Source organism: Curtobacterium sp. NPDC089185 (genome assembly GCF_040685235.1).
In the GTDB taxonomy this organism is placed as follows: Bacteria; Actinomycetota; Actinomycetes; order Actinomycetales; family Microbacteriaceae; genus Curtobacterium; species Curtobacterium citri.
In genome coordinates this window covers 92,115-108,128 of the sequence record NZ_JBFBHK010000007.1, presented here as the reverse complement: position 1 = coordinate 108,128, position 16,014 = coordinate 92,115, and the positions used below count along the sequence as shown (strand labels likewise).

At 75.6% G+C, this 16,014-nt stretch carries 15 protein-coding genes; 9 read left to right on the top strand and 6 right to left on the bottom strand.

Translation table 11 applies throughout. The features are described 5' to 3' along the window. Nucleotides 1–53 precede the first annotated feature (53 nt). Complete coding sequence (gene yidC, locus AB0N84_RS09780; RefSeq protein WP_182047514.1) at nt 54–791, top strand: membrane protein insertase YidC; 738 nt, start codon at nt 54–56, stop codon at nt 789–791. A 24-nt stretch (nt 792–815) separates the two neighbouring features. On the opposite strand, the gene AB0N84_RS09775 is transcribed toward yidC, so the two are convergent. Further along, entirely contained in the window at nt 816–1,127 is a 312-nt protein-coding gene (locus AB0N84_RS09775; protein WP_363545664.1) for a hypothetical protein, read from the bottom strand. A gap of 125 nt (nt 1,128–1,252) precedes the next feature. Between AB0N84_RS09775 and AB0N84_RS09770 the strand changes: the two genes are divergently transcribed. Continuing rightward, a complete protein-coding gene (locus tag AB0N84_RS09770) occupies nt 1,253–2,134 on the top strand; it encodes a hypothetical protein (RefSeq protein WP_363545661.1) in 882 nt (293 codons plus the stop codon). A gap of 237 nt (nt 2,135–2,371) precedes the next feature. After that, a complete protein-coding gene (locus tag AB0N84_RS09765; RefSeq protein WP_363545658.1) occupies nt 2,372–3,733 on the top strand; it encodes an MFS transporter in 1,362 nt (453 codons plus the stop codon). Nucleotides 3,734–4,133: 400 nt separating this feature from the next. Here AB0N84_RS09765 and AB0N84_RS09760 read toward each other — a convergent pair whose 3' ends face one another. The 5 genes from AB0N84_RS09760 to AB0N84_RS09740 form a co-directional block, all read right to left on the bottom strand. Beyond that, nucleotides 4,134–6,419 (bottom strand): carboxypeptidase regulatory-like domain-containing protein, encoded by a 2,286-nt coding sequence (locus AB0N84_RS09760; RefSeq protein ID WP_363545655.1) that lies wholly within the window; start codon nt 6,417–6,419, stop codon nt 4,134–4,136. A gap of 83 nt (nt 6,420–6,502) precedes the next feature. Beyond that, a complete protein-coding gene (locus tag AB0N84_RS09755) occupies nt 6,503–6,973 on the bottom strand; it encodes an NUDIX domain-containing protein (RefSeq protein ID WP_363545653.1) in 471 nt (156 codons plus the stop codon). Between the two features lie 37 nt (nt 6,974–7,010). Next, on the bottom strand, nt 7,011–8,162 hold the full coding sequence (locus tag AB0N84_RS09750; protein ID WP_363545650.1) for an SGNH/GDSL hydrolase family protein: 1,152 nt from the start codon (nt 8,160–8,162) through the stop codon (nt 7,011–7,013). Between the two features lie 11 nt (nt 8,163–8,173). Continuing rightward, entirely contained in the window at nt 8,174–8,530 is a 357-nt protein-coding gene (locus tag AB0N84_RS09745) for a PRC-barrel domain-containing protein (RefSeq protein ID WP_069710920.1), read from the bottom strand. Nucleotides 8,531–8,605: 75 nt separating this feature from the next. Beyond that, nucleotides 8,606–9,580: a glycosyltransferase family 9 protein gene (locus tag AB0N84_RS09740; protein ID WP_363545647.1), complete on the bottom strand. Its 975-nt coding sequence runs from the start codon at nt 9,578–9,580 to the stop codon at nt 8,606–8,608. 61 nt (nt 9,581–9,641) lie between these two features. Between AB0N84_RS09740 and AB0N84_RS09735 the strand changes: the two genes are divergently transcribed. The 6 genes from AB0N84_RS09735 to AB0N84_RS09710 all read left to right on the top strand — a co-directional run bounded on the left by AB0N84_RS09735 (nt 9,642) and on the right by AB0N84_RS09710 (nt 15,897). Then, nucleotides 9,642–10,193, top strand: coding sequence for an HAD family hydrolase (locus tag AB0N84_RS09735; RefSeq protein WP_363545644.1), 552 nt, complete (start codon nt 9,642–9,644; stop codon nt 10,191–10,193). Nucleotides 10,194–10,234: 41 nt separating this feature from the next. Next, the gene (locus AB0N84_RS09730; protein WP_363545641.1) at nt 10,235–11,293 is read left to right on the top strand and encodes a glycosyltransferase family 9 protein; all 1,059 of its coding nucleotides are present in this window, start codon (nt 10,235–10,237) and stop codon (nt 11,291–11,293) included. 134 nt (nt 11,294–11,427) lie between these two features. After that, nucleotides 11,428–12,429, top strand: a complete 1,002-nt coding sequence (locus tag AB0N84_RS09725; protein WP_069710923.1) for a glycosyltransferase — start codon at nt 11,428–11,430, stop codon at nt 12,427–12,429. Continuing rightward, nucleotides 12,426–13,820 (top strand): glycosyltransferase, encoded by a 1,395-nt coding sequence (locus AB0N84_RS09720; RefSeq protein ID WP_363545638.1) that lies wholly within the window; start codon nt 12,426–12,428, stop codon nt 13,818–13,820. Before AB0N84_RS09725 ends, AB0N84_RS09720 begins: the two co-directional genes overlap by 4 nt. Beyond that, nucleotides 13,817–14,443: an SIS domain-containing protein gene (locus AB0N84_RS09715; protein ID WP_069710924.1), complete on the top strand. Its 627-nt coding sequence runs from the start codon at nt 13,817–13,819 to the stop codon at nt 14,441–14,443. Before AB0N84_RS09720 ends, AB0N84_RS09715 begins: the two co-directional genes overlap by 4 nt. Then, entirely contained in the window at nt 14,440–15,897 is a 1,458-nt protein-coding gene (locus AB0N84_RS09710) for a PfkB family carbohydrate kinase (protein WP_363545635.1), read from the top strand. The genes AB0N84_RS09715 and AB0N84_RS09710 overlap by 4 nt, the downstream gene beginning before the upstream one ends. The last annotated feature ends 117 nt before the right edge of the window (nt 15,898–16,014 follow it).

Sequence of the window (16,014 nt, the reverse complement as noted above, 5' to 3'; positions counted from 1 at the left end):
CCCGCGGGTGGTCGGGTCACGTGACCGCGTACCCCTCCACCGAACGGATCGTCATGGACGTCACCACCCTGCCCGTCGTCGGGAGCCTGCTGCACGCCGGCGCCGACCTGCTCACCGCCCTCACCGACGGGCTCGCGCCCGTCGCGGGCGCCGCTGCGGCCGCACTCGCGGTCGTCCTCGTCACGCTCGCCGTCCGTGCGGCGCTCGTCCCGCTCGCCGTGCTGCAGGTGCGAGCCGAACGGGACCGCCGTCGCCTGGCGCCGCAGGTCGCGGCACTCCGCCGACGGTACGGCAGCGACACGCGTCGGCTCCAGGAGGCGCTGCAGCGGCTGTACACGTCGGAGCACGTCTCGCCGCTCGCCGGCTGCCTGCCGGTGCTCGCGCAGGCTCCGGTCCTGTCGCTCGTGTACACGCTCTTCACCCACGCGTCCGTCGCGGGCGCCGCGAACGCCCTGCTCGACGCCACCCTCGTCGACATCCCGCTCGGACACACGCTCCTCGCGGTGCTGGCAGGACCGCTCTGGACGCACGCCTGGATCGTGCTCGTGCTGCTCGGCGTGCTCGCCGTCACGGTCGAGCTGTCGCGGCGTGCCGGTTCCCGCTGGAACCCCGTCGACGCACCGGTTCCCGGAACGCCCGGCGGCGGGACCGCGGCGGCCGTGGCCCGGTGGGTGCCGTTCGTCTCCGTCGCCTTCGCCGCGGTGGTCCCGCTCGCCGCGACGCTCTACGTCGTCACGAGTGCGGTGTGGACGCTCGGCGAGCGGGCCGTGCTGCGGCGACTGGTGCGCTGAGCTCGGTCGGTGCCGCCAGGGTGCCTAGCCGCCCTGGCCCTCCTGCTGCGGGCCCTGGTCGACCGGGTCGTACTCCGACCCGCGGCCCTGCTCCTCGTCGGGCGTCGGTACGTGGCGCTCGGTGCCGCTCCCCCCGGGGCTCGTCGCGACGTAGTCGGCCTCGCCGGACTGGGTGTCGTGGCTGAGCGCCTCGAGGGTCTCCTCGTCGGCGTCGTGCCGGACGGCGTCGTGTCGTTCCTCGCCGGGCCGTTCGTCGTGTGGCGCGCCGTGCCGGTCCGTCGTGGGCGGGGTCGTCGGCACGTCGGTGGCGGACGCGGGGTCACGGTCGGGGCTCATGGGTCCCGTCTACCCCCTCGAACTGGGCGGGTGCGCGGACCGGCCGGAGCCCGCACCGGGGCGGACGGCGCTGCGCCTCGGTGGGAACATGGGCGACGTCCGGTGCGTCCGGACCGGGAGTGCGCATGGCAGACGACGACGTCACCGCGGAACGGGCACGACTCGAGGCGCTCGCGTGGGGCGCCGGGTCGTCGGCCGAGGCCGCCGCTCGGGCGCGGGCCGCGCTCCGGGACCTCGACGCGCGACACGACCCCGACGCGCGACCAGGACAGGACATGCGGACGGATCACGACGCCCGGGCGGAGCCCGACGCACGTCTGCACCGCGACACACGACCCGACCCCGGCACGCACCGGGCGTCCGACGGTGGCGCGGCGACGACGACGGGAGCCGAGCCGGCGGGACGGACCGGCACCGCCGGTACCGAGCCGGGGAGCGACGGGGGCGCGGTGGACGACGGGGGTGGGGCGGGCCTCCCGGCCGGACCGACGACCTGGCGGACACGAGCCCGCTCACTGCTCTGGACCGCACGCCCGCGCGCCTGGATCGCGCTCGGTGCCGCGGCCGTGCTCGGCCTGACGTTCGCCGCCGGGACGCTCGTCGGCACCTCGCACGACCAGCCCGCCGCCGCGCCGAGCACGACGCCGAGTGCCGGGACGGTCACGCTCGAGGAGCTCCTCGACATCCCGCAGACGTACGCCGACCAGCTGCCGGGCCCGGTCGAGGCGCCGGTGAGCCTGCGGACCACACGGCTCGTGTTCACGAACCGGGCGCTCGACGGCAGCTCGTTCGAGACGCCCTGGAACGTCTGGGCCGGCGTCGGCACCGACCGCGAGACCATCTGCCTGGTGGCGACCGCGAACCGACTCGAGTCGACGACCGCCTGCTACCCGCGCGAGGACGCCCTGCACGGGAACGTCTCGCTCTCGGCGCAGTCGATGAGCGGCACGCTGACCGTCACCCTGCGGGGCGGCGGCGTGCAGGGGACCGTGACGAACGAGAACTGACCGGGGAATGCCCGCTCCCGCGGTGCGTTGGAGCGCTCCTGAGACTTTCCGCGGGGGTCTCGCGCGATCCGGATGCAGCGTGCAACACTGGAGGAGCGCACTCGCCGTGGAGTCGTCCTACAACACCACGTCCGGGTCGGTCGGCCCGGACGACGAACCGCGAGCGCGCCCCGCACCCCCACCGTCAGGACGGTGAGCTGCTGCGTGCTCCGGTGTCCCCCGGAGGAGGTCAGCAGCGTGTCCACCAACACCACCACCTCGGCCGTGTCGACGCACACGAGGCCGATCACCGTCACCAGCAGGTCCGTCGTCGGCATCGCCGTGCTCGGTCTCGCGACGTTCTTCGCGATCACGACCGAGCTCATGCCGGTCGGCCTGCTCGGCACCATGAGCCGTGACCTCGGCGTCTCCGAGTCCACCATGGGCGTCGTCGTGACCGTGTACGCGGCGGCCGTCGCGATCCTCGCGCTGCCGCTCACCGCGTTCACCGCGCGACTCCCCCGCAAGGCGGTGCTCGTCGCCACCCTGGTCGGCTACGCGGTGTCGAACGTGATGGTCGCGCTCGCTCCGACCTTCGCCGTCGTCTGCGCAGGCCGCGTCGTCGGCGGTGTCGCACACGCGCTGTTCTTCTCGGTCGCGTCGGCCTACGCGACCCGCATCGTGCCGCCCCGGCTGGCCGGCCGGGCGATCGCCTTCGTCTACTCCGGCAGCTCGCTCGGCTTCGTCCTCGGGGTGCCCCTCGCGACCTGGGTCGCGCAGCACACCGGCTGGCGGCCGGCCGTCGGCGGGGTCGCACTCGCTGCCGCGGCGCTCGCCGTGGTCGCCGTGGCGTTCCTGCCGAGCGTCGGCGGGAGCGCATCGCCGCACATCGGTTCGCCGCGGGCGTGGGCACGCACCGGCCTGCTCGCCGTCGTGGTGGCCGACCTGCTGCTCTTCGCCGGCCACTACGTCGTCTACACCTACATCGGCCCCTACGCGATCGACGCCGGGCTCGACGCCGGCATGGTGAGCGGCGCACTCCTCGTGCTCGGCGGCACCGGGGTCGTCGGGCTCTGGCTCGCCGGGGTCTTCGTCGACCGTGCGCCGCGGCAGACGCTCGTCGCCGCCGTCGCCGTGATGGCGGGTGCCTTCGCCGTGCTGCCGTTCGTCCACGGCTCCCTGCTCGGCACCATGGCGGTCGCCGGCGTGTGGATGGCCGCGAACGGGACGACCGGGACGCTCTTCATGGCGGCGGCCATCCGGACCGGGGGCGTCTCCCCCGACATCGCCGGCGCGCTCGTCAACGGCGCCTCGAACATCGGGATCGCGGGCGGTGCGGCGATCGGCGGCCAGGCCCTCGGGCTCGTCGGGCTGCAGTACCTGCCGTTCGCGGGGGCCGTGGTGCTCGTGGGGTCGCTCGGCGTCGTGCTCGTGGCACGTCGCGGCTTCCCGGTGCACACGCACACGCAGGAGCACCTGTCGACGTCGTCGATCGAGGCGATCACGTCGTCGCTCGCGGTGGTCACCACCTCGGTGCCGGTGGTCAGCCGGGCGATCCAGACGCTGACCGGGTCGGTCGCCGTGAGCACGGGGTCGGTGCGGACGCGTCGCCAGCGCTGAGGCACGTCCGGCGCGCGACGCTCGGCGGGCAGGTGCGCCGACTCGCCCGATCGCCGGTCGTCGAGGTTCCACTATCCCGGGACCTCGGCGCGGTCGACGTGAGTCCTCGGGACCCCGGGGCTGTGCTGACGGCGAGTCCTGGGACCTCGACGGTGCGCGGCGGGCGGATCGTGCAGGCCCTGTGGCCCGGTGACGCCGGCCGGGAGGCTCGGTGCGGCTCCGGCGGTGCGCCCCGCCTGGTCACGGAACGGGCCGGGAGGCTCGGCGCGGTCCCGGTGGGGTGCGGTCCGGGTGCGGCGGGGTGCTGCGCGGGTTCGGCGGGGGCGGCGCTGACTCGCCGGTGCCACCACGACGGGGACGGGGCGGGCCGGCAGTGCTCCGCCCCGTCCTCGTCACCGGGTCAGTCCTGCAGGTGCGTCGTGCGGCGACGGTTCCGCACGGCCCGGAACGTCAGCAGACCGCCGCCCAGCAGGACGAACGCGCCCGCGGCGATCAGCCCCGGCGTGAGCTCCGTACCGGTGAACGCGAGTCCACCGCCCGTCACGCTGCCACCCGCGCTGCCGACCGGCACGGTCGTCGGCCCGGTGCCCGGCTCGACCGGTGCGGTCGGAGCGGGCGTCGGCTGCGTGGTCGGGGGCACCGCCACGGCCGGCAGCGCGATCGCCAGCGGTGTCGGGGTCGCACCGACGGCGGCCGTCGTCACCGCCACGGGCTCGCTGGCGAGGTCCTCGACGCCAGCGATCACCGAGTAGGCGGTGCTCGGGCGCAGTCCGGTCAGGTCGAACGCGCCGTCCGCGTCCGTCGTGGCCTCGACGGGGCTGCCGTCGGCCGGGTCGACAGGCGTCGCGACGACCTCGGCTCCGCGCACGGCCGCGCCGTCGGCGTCCGTCACGGTGCCCGGCTGCTCCACGGTCGGCAGCGGCAGGACGAAGCCGACCGGCGTCGGTGCGGCTCCGGGCCCCGCCGAGGTGACGGTCCGGGGGTCCGCTCCGTCGACCGTCAGGACGTAGGGCGTCGCCGGCGTCAGCCCGACGAGGTCGAACGACCCGTCGGCACCCGTGCTGCCCTGGACGTCAGCCCCGGCACCCGCGTCGACCGGGCGGGCGGAGACGGTCGTCCCGGCGACCGGCGTGCCGTCGGTGTACGTCACGGTCCCCGTCTGCGACACGGTCTGCGGGACCGGTGAGACGAAGGGGAAGTCCGCCGTCACCGTGCCGTCGGCCGGGACCGTGACGGCGACCTCGGTCGGTCCCGTGGCCCCCGTCGCCGGAGCGACGGTGCGGACGGTGTAGCTCCCCGGACGCAGGCGGAGGTCGTACGAGCCGTCCGCCGCGGTCTCGACCGTCACGACGACCTGGTCGCCCTGCAGGAGTTCGATCGTCACGGGCGAGGTCGGTGCCACGCCGTCGAGCGTCACACGACCGCTCACCGTCCCCAGCGGTGCCCGGACGACGATCGGCGGCACGGTCGCCGACGGAGCCCCGTCCGCGCCCGTGGTCGCGGTCACCGGCGTCGCACCGGCGGTGGTGGCGCTGATCGCCGTCCCTGCGGGCAGGCCGGAGGCGCTCCACCGCCCCTCGCTGTCGCTGACCACCTCGGCCAGGACCGTGCCCGTCGCCGGGTCGGTCACCGTGACGGTGGCGTCGGCGACCGGGAGGCCGTCCTCGTCCACCACGGTGCCGTCGACCTCGACCGTGCCGGGAGGCGTGCTGAAGGCGAAGTCGGCGCCGGTGACGTCGCTGCGCAGGGACAACGCAGCCGGTGCCCGGTCGACCGCCGCGTTGTCGGGCGTGGCGATCGACACCCGGTAGCCGTCGGCCTGCGTCAGGGCATCGAACGAGTACGCGCCGTCGGCGTCGGTCGTGGTGGTGTACTCGGTGCCGTTCGGTGCGGTCGCGGTCACCAGGACGCCGGACAGCGGAGCACCGTCGAGGGTCGCGACGCCGGACAGCGACGAGGTGCGGTTCGCGAACCAGGTCTGGTAGACGGGGAACCCGCTGCGCTGCTGGTACGTGATCGTCAGGGTGCCGAGCGAGGCGGTCGGCGTGAACCACGCGGTGGCTCCGGCCGTGTCGCTCGCCGTCGGGTTGCCGACGAGGACGCCGGTCGTCGCGTTCCACGTCGGGACGTCCCGCCCGGTGGTGCCGTCGCTGTCCGCGTCGCAGGACCAGCCGCCCGGTGAGACCACGGAACACGAGTTGTACGCACCGGCGAAGCCCAGCTGCGCGACCGAGGCGGGAGTGCCGTCCGCGAGCGTCGCCGTGATGGTGGCCTGGTCGGCGTCGATGTCTCCCAGCACGAACGACCACCCGCCGGCGCCCGGGGTGCCACCCGCGAAGGTGTAGGTGGTGACGGCGGGACTGGTCGCGTTGTCCGTGTCGGGTCGCTGGTTGACGTACGAGTTGCCCCGGCTGCTGCCGTACACGGCTCCCGGCGGCGTCGAGGGCCCCTGCCAGGTCGACGCGCCGGAGACCACCTGCGTCTGGCGCGAGGTCGACGTGAACGTGGTCTCCGGGAAGCCCGGCAGCGCGACGGCACCGCTGTACGCGCGGGCGGACCCGGCGACGGTGAAGACGCCCCAGTGCCCCGCGGTCGCGGCGGAGGCGCTGGTCACGCCGCTCACCGCCAGCCCGGCCCCGAGGACGACGGCGATGCCGCCGGCGGTGATGGTGCGCAATCCGCGCATGTGTGCTCCCCTGTGTCGGCGCCACCTGTCCTTGACGCTTCCTCAGGCTATCCGTGTCCCGCGGACGGGGCACGGTCCCGAGGTCACGGATCGGTGACGGCGGACACCAGCCGGTCGAGTGCGACGACCTGTCCCGCCACGAGCAGTTCGCGTGCCTCGTCGACCGGGACCCACCGTGCCTCGTCCACCTCCGGCACCTCGACGAACCGGCCGGACCCGCGCGGCAGCTCGAGCCGCACGGTGTTGCTCCGGACCACGTCGACGACGAACCCCTCGGCCGGCAGGGCGAACACCCGGACCCGCTTGCCCGACGCCTGGCGGACCTCGCCGAGGTCGACGACCTCTCCGTCGGGAGCCGCGACGCCGATCTCCTCGGCGAACTCGCGGCGGGCCGCGGCGAGGGCGTCCTCGCCCTCCTCGAGCAGTCCCTTCGGGATCGACCACGCCCGCGGGCGGCGCCGCCAGAACGGCCCGCCCATGTGCGCGAGGAACACCTGCAGGTCGCCGTCGTGCGGCGGACCGCGGTGCAGCAGGAGCCCGGCGCTGGTGACCACGGGTCGAGCGTACCGAGCGCCGGCGGGCCGGTGCCGGTCAGCCCGCGGTGGTCCGGAGCGCGGCCGCGAGCCGAGCGGTGAGCCACGCGACGCCCCGGCCGTTGGGGTGGAGCGCCCCGGGCTCGAGGTCGATGCGGCTGAGGTCACCGGTGCCGGCCAGCGAGACGCCGGCGACGTACGGGCGGGCGGTCGCGCACGCCGAGTGGGCCTGCGAGCGGGCGAACACGTCGAGGAAGGTCACCCCGGCCGCCCGGGCCGCCGCCGCGGACACCTCGTCGAGCTCCTCCTGCACCCCGTGCAGGTAGCGCACGTCGGTGTCGGTGAACGGGTAGGTGTCGCGCGGGAACGAACCCGCGAGTGACCCGAGGTCGAGCGCGGACCGGAAGCACCCGCGCTCGGGCGTGTGGTCGGCGTCGGGGAAGATCGCCGGGTAGCCGACGAGCACGACCTCGGCGTTCGGCGCCGCCCGGCGGACGGCCGCGAGCGTGTCGGCGATGCCGAGCGCGACCCGGGAACGGATGCGGACCTCGAGGTCGTCGACGCCGTCGCGCACCAGCGTGCTCCGGCAGGACGGCGCGTCGCGGCCGGAGAACACCGGTCCGCGCGCGGAGAGCGCCAGGCACGACGCGGCGGTCCCGAAGAGGTCGGCGTCGTTCCCGCCGATCGTCAGGGTGACGAGCCGGGTGCGCTCCGAGAGCGCACGGACCTGCGGCGGCGCCCCGCGGAACTGGTGGCCGGAGACCACGTCGCGGCTGGTGGCCCCGGCGCAGCTGACGTCGGTCAGCGCGAGGCCGAAGCGCGCGGCGATCCGGTGCGGGAAGTCCCGCGCGGACTGCCCGCACGCGTTCGTCGGCAGCCGTGTCGGGTCCGGCAGGCCGTAGCCGGCCGAGTACGAGTCACCGAGCGCGACGTACTCGCTGCCCGGCGGGATCGCGGCGAGGGTCTCCGCGGGCTCGTCGGTCACCGGGTAGGGCTCCGGGACGGGCCACATGGGGGCCGCAGCGGCCCGCTCACCCGGTCCGGCACCGGGCGACCACGGGAGGACCACCGCCACCGCCGCGACGGCGAGCACGGCCACGGCGGCGACGAGCCGCTTCGGGCGGGCGGTGCGCTTCAGGGGGTGCTCCAGGTGGACGAGGGACGGCGACGGACGGGCCGGGTGTGGACGGGCAAGACTACCCGTCCGCACCCGCCGTCACGTCAGCGGCGACCCAGGCGCCGCTCTCCCCCGCTGCCGGTCTGGTACTGCAGCCCGTAGTGCTCGTACAGCACCGGCTCGGTCGACGCCTCGAGCTCGCCGTCGGTCGGGATGGTCGGCGAGTCCTTCACGAGCTTCTTCGAGAACGCGGCGCGCAGGTGCTTCGGCGCGACCGTCGCCCCGACGAGCGGCACGAACAGCAGCTTCTGGAACCCGGGCAGTCCGGTGGTCACGGCGCCGAACGCCGGGTCGGAGGTCGCGGTGTCGTAGTAGATGCTCTCGAGCGTGCCGATCTTGTCCTCGGTGTCGTCGACGACGGGCAGGCCGATCCAGTCACGGATGTTGGCGGCTTCGAACACGGGTGCTCCTTCCGAGCGGTGGTCCTTCGAGCTGGTGTGCTCCTCGGCGACGCTACCGGTGCGCCCCCGAGCGCTTCACACCGGCTGTGCCCGGACGGGCAGCGAGTCGACGGCGGCGAGCACGTCGTCGACCCCGACCGCCAGGAGCGCCGGGTCCGGGTCCTCGGCGAAGACGTCGCCGCGGCGGACCGAGGCGTCCGTGAGCACGACGTGCGGGCCGGAGGTCGGCGGTCCCCACGCCTCCGGCGGGGCGGGTCCGAACACCACGACCGACGGGATGCCGTAGGCCGACGCGAGGTGCGCGGCACCGGTGTCGACCGTGACCACGAGCGACGCCCCGGCGACCACGCCGGCGAACGCCTGCAGCTCGAGCGCCCCCGCGAGGACCGCCGAGGGGTCGAGCCCGGCCGCCTGCGCGACGGTGGTGGCACGCTCGACGTCGTCCGCGCCTCCCGTCAGGACGACGTCGAGACCGCGCTCCCGGAGCCCGCGCACCACGTCGGCGAAGCGGTCCGTCGGCCAGTGCCGTGCCCCGTGGAAGGCGCCGATGTGCACCACCGCGGCACCCGGCGCGACCGAGGGTGCCTGCGGGCGGGCGATGGCGACCTCGTCGGGGTCGGCGGGGATGCCGTGCCAGGTGACCAGGTCGGCCCAGCGCTCGCGCTCGTGCACGTCGTCCGGCCACTCCGGTCCCTCGTACCCGTGCGTCGGGTCGGCGTGGCCGATCACCCGTCGCGCACCGAGCGCGGCGATCAGGTCCGACGACTCCGGCCCGGCACCGTGCAGGTTCACGGCGACGTCGACCGCGCCGGCCGGCACGGCGATCGCGTGGTCGAGGCCGTGCTGGGCGAGGTGCACGTCCACCGGCAGCAGCTCGACGACCGGGGCGAGCCACGCGGTCGTCGCGAGCGTGATGCGGTGGCCGGGGAAGGCCCGGCGGAGCGCGTGCAGCGCGGGGACGGCGACGAGCGCGTCGCCGAGCTTGATGGCGCGGAGGACCAGGAGGTCCGGGCGGCCGTCGGACGGTGGCAGGGCGGGGACAGCGGTCACGGTACGACGGTATCCGGACTGCGCTGTGGCGGTTCACGGCTCCGGACCGGTACCAAGGTGCATGGCTCTCGCGAAGGACCGCCTCGTCCGCGGTCTGCTCTTCGACCGTGACGACACGATCGTCATCGACGTCCCGTACAACGCCGACCCGCACCGCGTGGTGCCCGTGCCGGGTGCGCACCGGGCGGTCGAGCGGGCCCGGGCCGCGGGGCTGCTCGTCGGCGTCGTGACCAACCAGTCGGCGATCGCCAAGGGCCTGGCGACCCGGGAGCAGGTCGACGCTACCAACGCCCGCGTCGACGAGCTGGTCGGGCCGTTCGACGTGTGGTGCGTCTGCCCGCACGACGCCGGTGACGGCTGCCCGTGCCGGAAGCCCCGTCCCGGCATGGTGCTCGACGCGGCCGAGCGGCTCGGCGTCGACCCCTCGGAGCTCGTCGTGGTCGGCGACATCGGCGCCGACGTCGGCGCGGCGGCAGCGGCCGGAGCGCAGGGCATCCTCGTGCCGACGGCCCGCACGCGCACCGAGGAGGTCGACGCGGCCACGACCGTCGCCGCCGACCTGGCCGAGGCCGTGGACCTCGTGCTCGCCCGCGTCCCCGCCCGACGCGCGTGAGCGCGGCGACGGCGGACGCCGACGCCCGGACGGGCGCGACGATGCCCCGGCCCCGCGTCCTGGTCGTCCGCCTCGACTCGTTCGGTGACGTCCTCGTCGCCGGCCCGGCCGTCCGGGCGGTGGCCGCCGGTGCCGCGCACGTCACGATGCTCTGCGGTCCGCAGGGTGCGCCGGCGGCACACCTGCTGCCCGGCGTCGACCGTGTCCGCGTGTGGGCCGCCCCGTGGGTCACCGAGACGGCGCGGCCGATCGACGACGCGCTCCTCGGCGAGTTCCGTGCCCTGGTCACCGAGGAGCAGCCCGACGAGGCCGTCGTCCTCACCTCGTTCCACCAGTCGCCCCTGCCCGTCGCGCTGCTGCTCCGCCTGGCCGGGGTCGCCCGCGTCTCCGGGGCGTCGGTCGACCACCCGGGGTCGCTCCTCGACGTGCGGCTGCGCCCGGGCGAGGACCTGCCGGAGGACCTCCCGGAGCCGGAGCGCGCCCTGCGGATCGCGCAGGCGGCGGGCTTCGCGCTGCCCGCGTCGGACGACGGGAGGCTCGCGGTCCGGCACGACGCCGTCGCACCACCCGAGGTGGCCGCCCTGGACCGCTACGTGGTCGTCCACCCCGGTGCGAGCGTGCCGGCGCGGTCGTGGCCCGAGGACCACCACCGCGCGCTGGTGGCGGCCTACGCCGAGCGGGGCGTACCCGTCGTCGTCACCGGCAGTCCGGGCGAGCGCGCGCTCACGGCGTCGGTGGCCGGCGACACGGCGCTCGACCTCGGCGGCCGCACGTCGCCCGCCGAGCTGGCCGCCGTGCTCGCCGGCGCCGAGGTGGTCGTCGTCGGCAACACCGGTCCCGCGCACCTCGCCGCCGCGGTCGGTGCGCGGATCGTGAGCCTGTTCTCGCCCGTCGTGCCCGCGGTGAAGTGGGCGCCGTACGCGCCGGACGTCGAACTGCTCGGCGACCAGGCCGCCCCGTGCCGGCTGAGCCGGGCCCGCGACTGCCCGGTCCCGGGGCACCCCTGCCTGTCCGGAGTGCGCGTCGAGGACGTCCTCGCCGCCCACGAACGCCTGCTCGGCCGTAGCGTGACAGGGGTCCCGACCGCGTTCCGCGGATGAAGCAGAGAAGTCTGCGAAGGGGCGCAGCACTGCTTCCGTAGCGTGCGCCACTGCTCCTCCTGCTCCTGTCGGTCGGCACCCGCGCTGCGCGCGCGAGGCCGCTCGTGGGAACCCGATCGACCGAAAGGCCCTGCATGCGGATCCTCGTGTGGCACGTGCACGGCGGCTGGATGGACGCCTTCGTCCGCGGCCCCCACGAGTACCTCGTCCCGACCACCCCGGCCCGCGACGGCTGGGGCCTCGGGCGCGGCGGCCGTGACTGGCCCGACTCCGTGATCGAGATCGACCCGGCCGACGTCGCCGACGCCGAGGTCGACGTGGTCGTGCTGCAGCGCACCGAGGAACTCGAGGAGGCGCGTCGACTCCTGGGCGGCCGCTCGGTCCCGACGGTCTTCGTCGAGCACAACGCACCGCGGGTCGACGTCCCGAGCAGCCTGCACCCGATGCGGGACCGTGACGACCTCGTCATCGCGCACGTCACGCACTGGAACGCCCTCATGTGGGACTGCGGCACGACCCGCACCACCGTGATCGAGCACGGCGTCGTCGATCCGGGTCCGCTGTACACCGGCGAGCTCGAGCGCTTCGGCGTCGTCATCAACGAGCCGGTCCGCCGCGGTCGCGTCGTCGGCACCGACCTGCTCCCCCGCTTCGCCGAGGTCGCCCCCGTGGACCTCTGGGGCATGGGGACCGAACGGCTGCCGGAGCTCGGCTTCGGCGACCGCGTGGTCGCCCTCGGCGACGTGCCGGCCGACCCCATGCACGCGGCGCTCGCGCAGCGCCGTGCCTACGTCCACCCGAACCGGTGGACCTCCCTCGGCCTGTCGCTCATCGAGTCGATGCACATGGCGATGCCGGTGCTGGTGCTCGCGACGACCGACGCGGCGCGCACCGTCCCCGCCGAGGCCGGCGCGATCGCGACCGACGTCGAGGAGCTGGTCCGCGCCTCCAGGACGCTGCTGGAGGACCCCGAGGAGGCCCGCCGCCGCGGTGCCGTCGCCCGTGAGGCCGCCCTGGCGCGGCACGCGCTCGGCCGGTACCTGGGCGACTGGGACGACCTCCTCGACGACGCCGTCGCGCGTGGTGCGCGACGGGAGCACGCGGCGTCCGCCGCGCTGGAAGGGAGCCTCCGATGAAGATCGCGATGGTGTCCGAGCACGCGAGCCCGCTCGCCGTGCTCGGCGGTGTCGACGCCGGTGGACAGAACGTGCACGTCGCGGAGCTCTCCGGAGCCCTCGCCGACCGCGGCCACCAGGTGACCGTCTACACGCGGCGCGACGACGCCGACCAGCCCGTCCGCGTGCTGCTGCGACCCGGCGTCGAGGTCGTGCACGTCGACGCCGGACCCGCTCGGCACGTGCCGAAGGACGACCTGTTCCCGTACATGGGCACGTTCGCGTCGGTGCTCGCCGCCGAGTGGTTCGTCGACCGCCCCGACGTCGTGCACGGGCACTTCTGGATGTCCGGCCACGCGGCGCTCGAGGCCGTCAAGCAGGTGCAGGCCCGCACGGGTGGCATCCGGATCCCGGTCGTGCAGACCTTCCACGCCCTCGGCGTCGTGAAGCGCCGCCACCAGGGCACCGCCGACACGAGCCCCGCCGAGCGCGAGTGGATCGAGCCCGCCGTCGGCCGGAGCGTCGACCAGGTCGTCGCGACCTGCTCCGACGAGGCCTTCGAGCTCAAGGCCCTCGGCGTTCCGCTGCACGCCATCTCCGTGGTGCCGTGCGGCGTCGACACCGAACTGTTCCGACCGGACGGCCCCGTCGAGGAACGCGGCCGACCGTTCCGCGTGCTGACCGCGTCGCGCCTGGTCCGCCGCAAGGGCGTCGGCACCACGATCGCCGCGCTCGCGAAGCTCCTGGACGAGGGCCGCGAGGCCGAGCTCGTGGTGGTCGGCGGCGCCGGCACCGCCGGGTCCGACCTGGCCGACGACCCCGAGTACCAGCGCCTCGACGCCCTGGCCCGCTCGCTCGGGGTGCGCGAGCACGTCACGTTCCGCGGCCAGCTCGGCCAGCACGACATGCCGGCCGTCTACCGCAGTGCCGACGTCGTCGTCTGCGCTCCCTGGTACGAACCGTTCGGCATCGTGCCGCTCGAGGCGATGGCCTGCGGCCGACCGGTCGTCGCCTCCAGCGTCGGCGGCCTCATCGACACGGTCGTCGAGGACGCGACGGGGCTGCACGTCCCGCCCCGCGACGAGGACGCCGTCGCCGCGGCCGTCGGCGGCCTGCTCGACGACGCCGAGCGCCGCGAGGCGTACGGCCGGGCCGGTCGCGAACGCGCCGAGACCCGCTACACCTGGCACAAGGTCGCCGCCGACAGCGAGCGCGTGTACGAGCGGCTCGTCGCCGGCGGCGTGGCCGCCGGGAGCGGCGCCCCCGCACCGACCAGCGCCGTGGCCGCCACCGGCTCGGCGCCCGCGGAACCCGCGACCCTGACCCCGGGCTCCCGCCCCGGTCGCGCCGGACGGACCGCCCGCCCGACGCCCGCGGCACGGCCGCACCCGACGGAGAGGACCGCACGATGACCATCGAGCAGCAGACCGGCACCCGCGAGCCGGCGACCGAGAGCGACAGCGTCCGCACGGTCGTCGACCACGTGGCCGCCTCGGTGCCCGTGATCGCGTCCCTCGTGGACCACAAGGACCACATCGCCGCGTGGGCGGACGACATCGCCGCCCGCCTGGTGGCCGGCCGTCGCCTGCTCGCCGCGGGCAACGGCGGGTCCGCCGCGGAGGCCCAGCACCTGACCTCCGAGCTGACCGGCCGGTTCGACGGCGACCGCCCCGCCTACTCGGCGATCTCCCTGCACGCGGAGAGCTCCGCGGTCACGGCGATCGGCAACGACTACGGCTACGACGAGGTCTTCGCCCGCCAGGTCACCGCACACGCCCGCGCCGGGGACGTCGTCGTCCTGCTCAGCACGAGCGGCAAGAGCCCGAACCTGCTCCGCGCCGCCGAGGCGGCCCGCGCCGTCGGCGCCCGCTCTATCGCGATGACGGGCCCCGGCCCCAACCCGCTGGCCGAGGCGGTCGACGACGCCATCTGCATCGAGGGTCCGTCGGCGAACGTGCAGGAGGCCCAGCTGGTCCTCGTGCACGCGCTCTGCCGGGCCATGGAGCCGGCCCTCCGCCGCGGTGGCCGCCGGTGAGCGGCGCACAGCGCACCGGCGGTACCTCGCCGAGCACCGGCGGCGGTCTGCGTCGCCGGATCGTCGTCGTCGGCGACACCCTGCTCGACGTCGACGTGTCCGGCACGAGCGAGCGCCTCAGCCCGGACGCCCCGGTCCCCGTCGTCGACGTCCGCACCGACGACCGTCGTGCCGGCGGCGCCGGTCTCGTCGCGACGATGCTGGTCCGCGACGGCCACGACGTGACGCTCGTCACCGTCCTGAGCGACGACGACCGCGCAGCCGAGATCCGCGCCCTGCTGCCCGACGTGCGGGTCGTCGCCGGTCCCTCCGGTGCGCCGACGCCGGTCAAGACCCGCGTGCGGGTCGTCGACCACGCCCTGGTCCGCATCGACGAGGGCTGCGCGACGCCCCCGATCCCCGAGACCACCGCCGAGATGACCGCGGCACTCGAGGGCGCCGACGCGATCGTCGTCGCCGACTACGGCCGCGGGGTCGCCGCGTCCGCGGGCCTCCGCGACGCGCTCACCGCCGCCGCCCGCACCACGCCCGTCGTCTGGGACCCGCACCCCAAGGGCGCCGCCCCCGTGGTCGGTACCGCGGTCGTCACCCCGAACACGTCCGAGGCACGTCGCTACACGGACGTCCCCGGCGAGGGCGTGCCCTTCGCCACCGACGCCGCCGCGGCGCTCGTCGACACCTGGGGCGTCGACGCGGTCGCCGTCACCATGGGCGACCGGGGTGCGCTCGTCGCGTCCCGCCGTCCCGCCGCGGACGGCGGTGCCGGATCCGGTGCGCTCGACAGCCGCTTCGTGCCCGCCCCGTCCGTCACCGCCGGCGACCCCTGCGGAGCAGGCGACCGGCTGGCGGCCGGCGTCGCGATCGCCCTCGCCGAGGGCGCGGACGTGACCGAGGCCGTCGAGGCGGGCGTGCTCGCCGCGTCCGAGTACCTCGCGGCCGGCGGCGTCACCGCGCTCTTCGCCGACGACGGACCCGCTCCGGTGGCGGTGCCCGGCGTCGACCGCGACGCCCTGCGCGTCGTGCACGAGGTGCGCAGCGCCGGCGGCACCGTCGTCGCGACCGGCGGGTGCTTCGACCTGCTGCACGCCGGGCACGCGCGGACGCTCTCCGCGGCCCGGGCGCTCGGCGACTGCCTGGTCGTCTGCCTCAACTCCGACGACTCGGTCCGAGCCCTCAAGGGTCCGGAGCGGCCGATCATGAGCCAGGACGACCGCGTCGAGCTCCTGCTCGCACTCGACTGCGTCGACGCCGTCGTCGTCTTCGACGAGCACACCCCGGACGAGGCGCTGCGCCGCTTCCGCCCGGACGTCTGGGCGAAGGGCGGCGACTACGCCGCCAGCGAGCTGCCCGAGGCGGCGACGCTCGCCGAGTGGGGCGGCCGGGTCGTCACGGTCCCGTTCCACCCCGGTCGGTCGACCACCCGCCTGGCCGCGGCCCTCGCCGCGGTCGGCTGACGCCCCACCCCGACCACGCGTCGGGGGGGGGGGGCGGGGGGGCCCCCCCCCCCCCGCCCCCCCCCCGGCCCCGCCCCCCCCCCCCCCCCCCCCCCCCCCCCCCCCGCCGCCGACCCG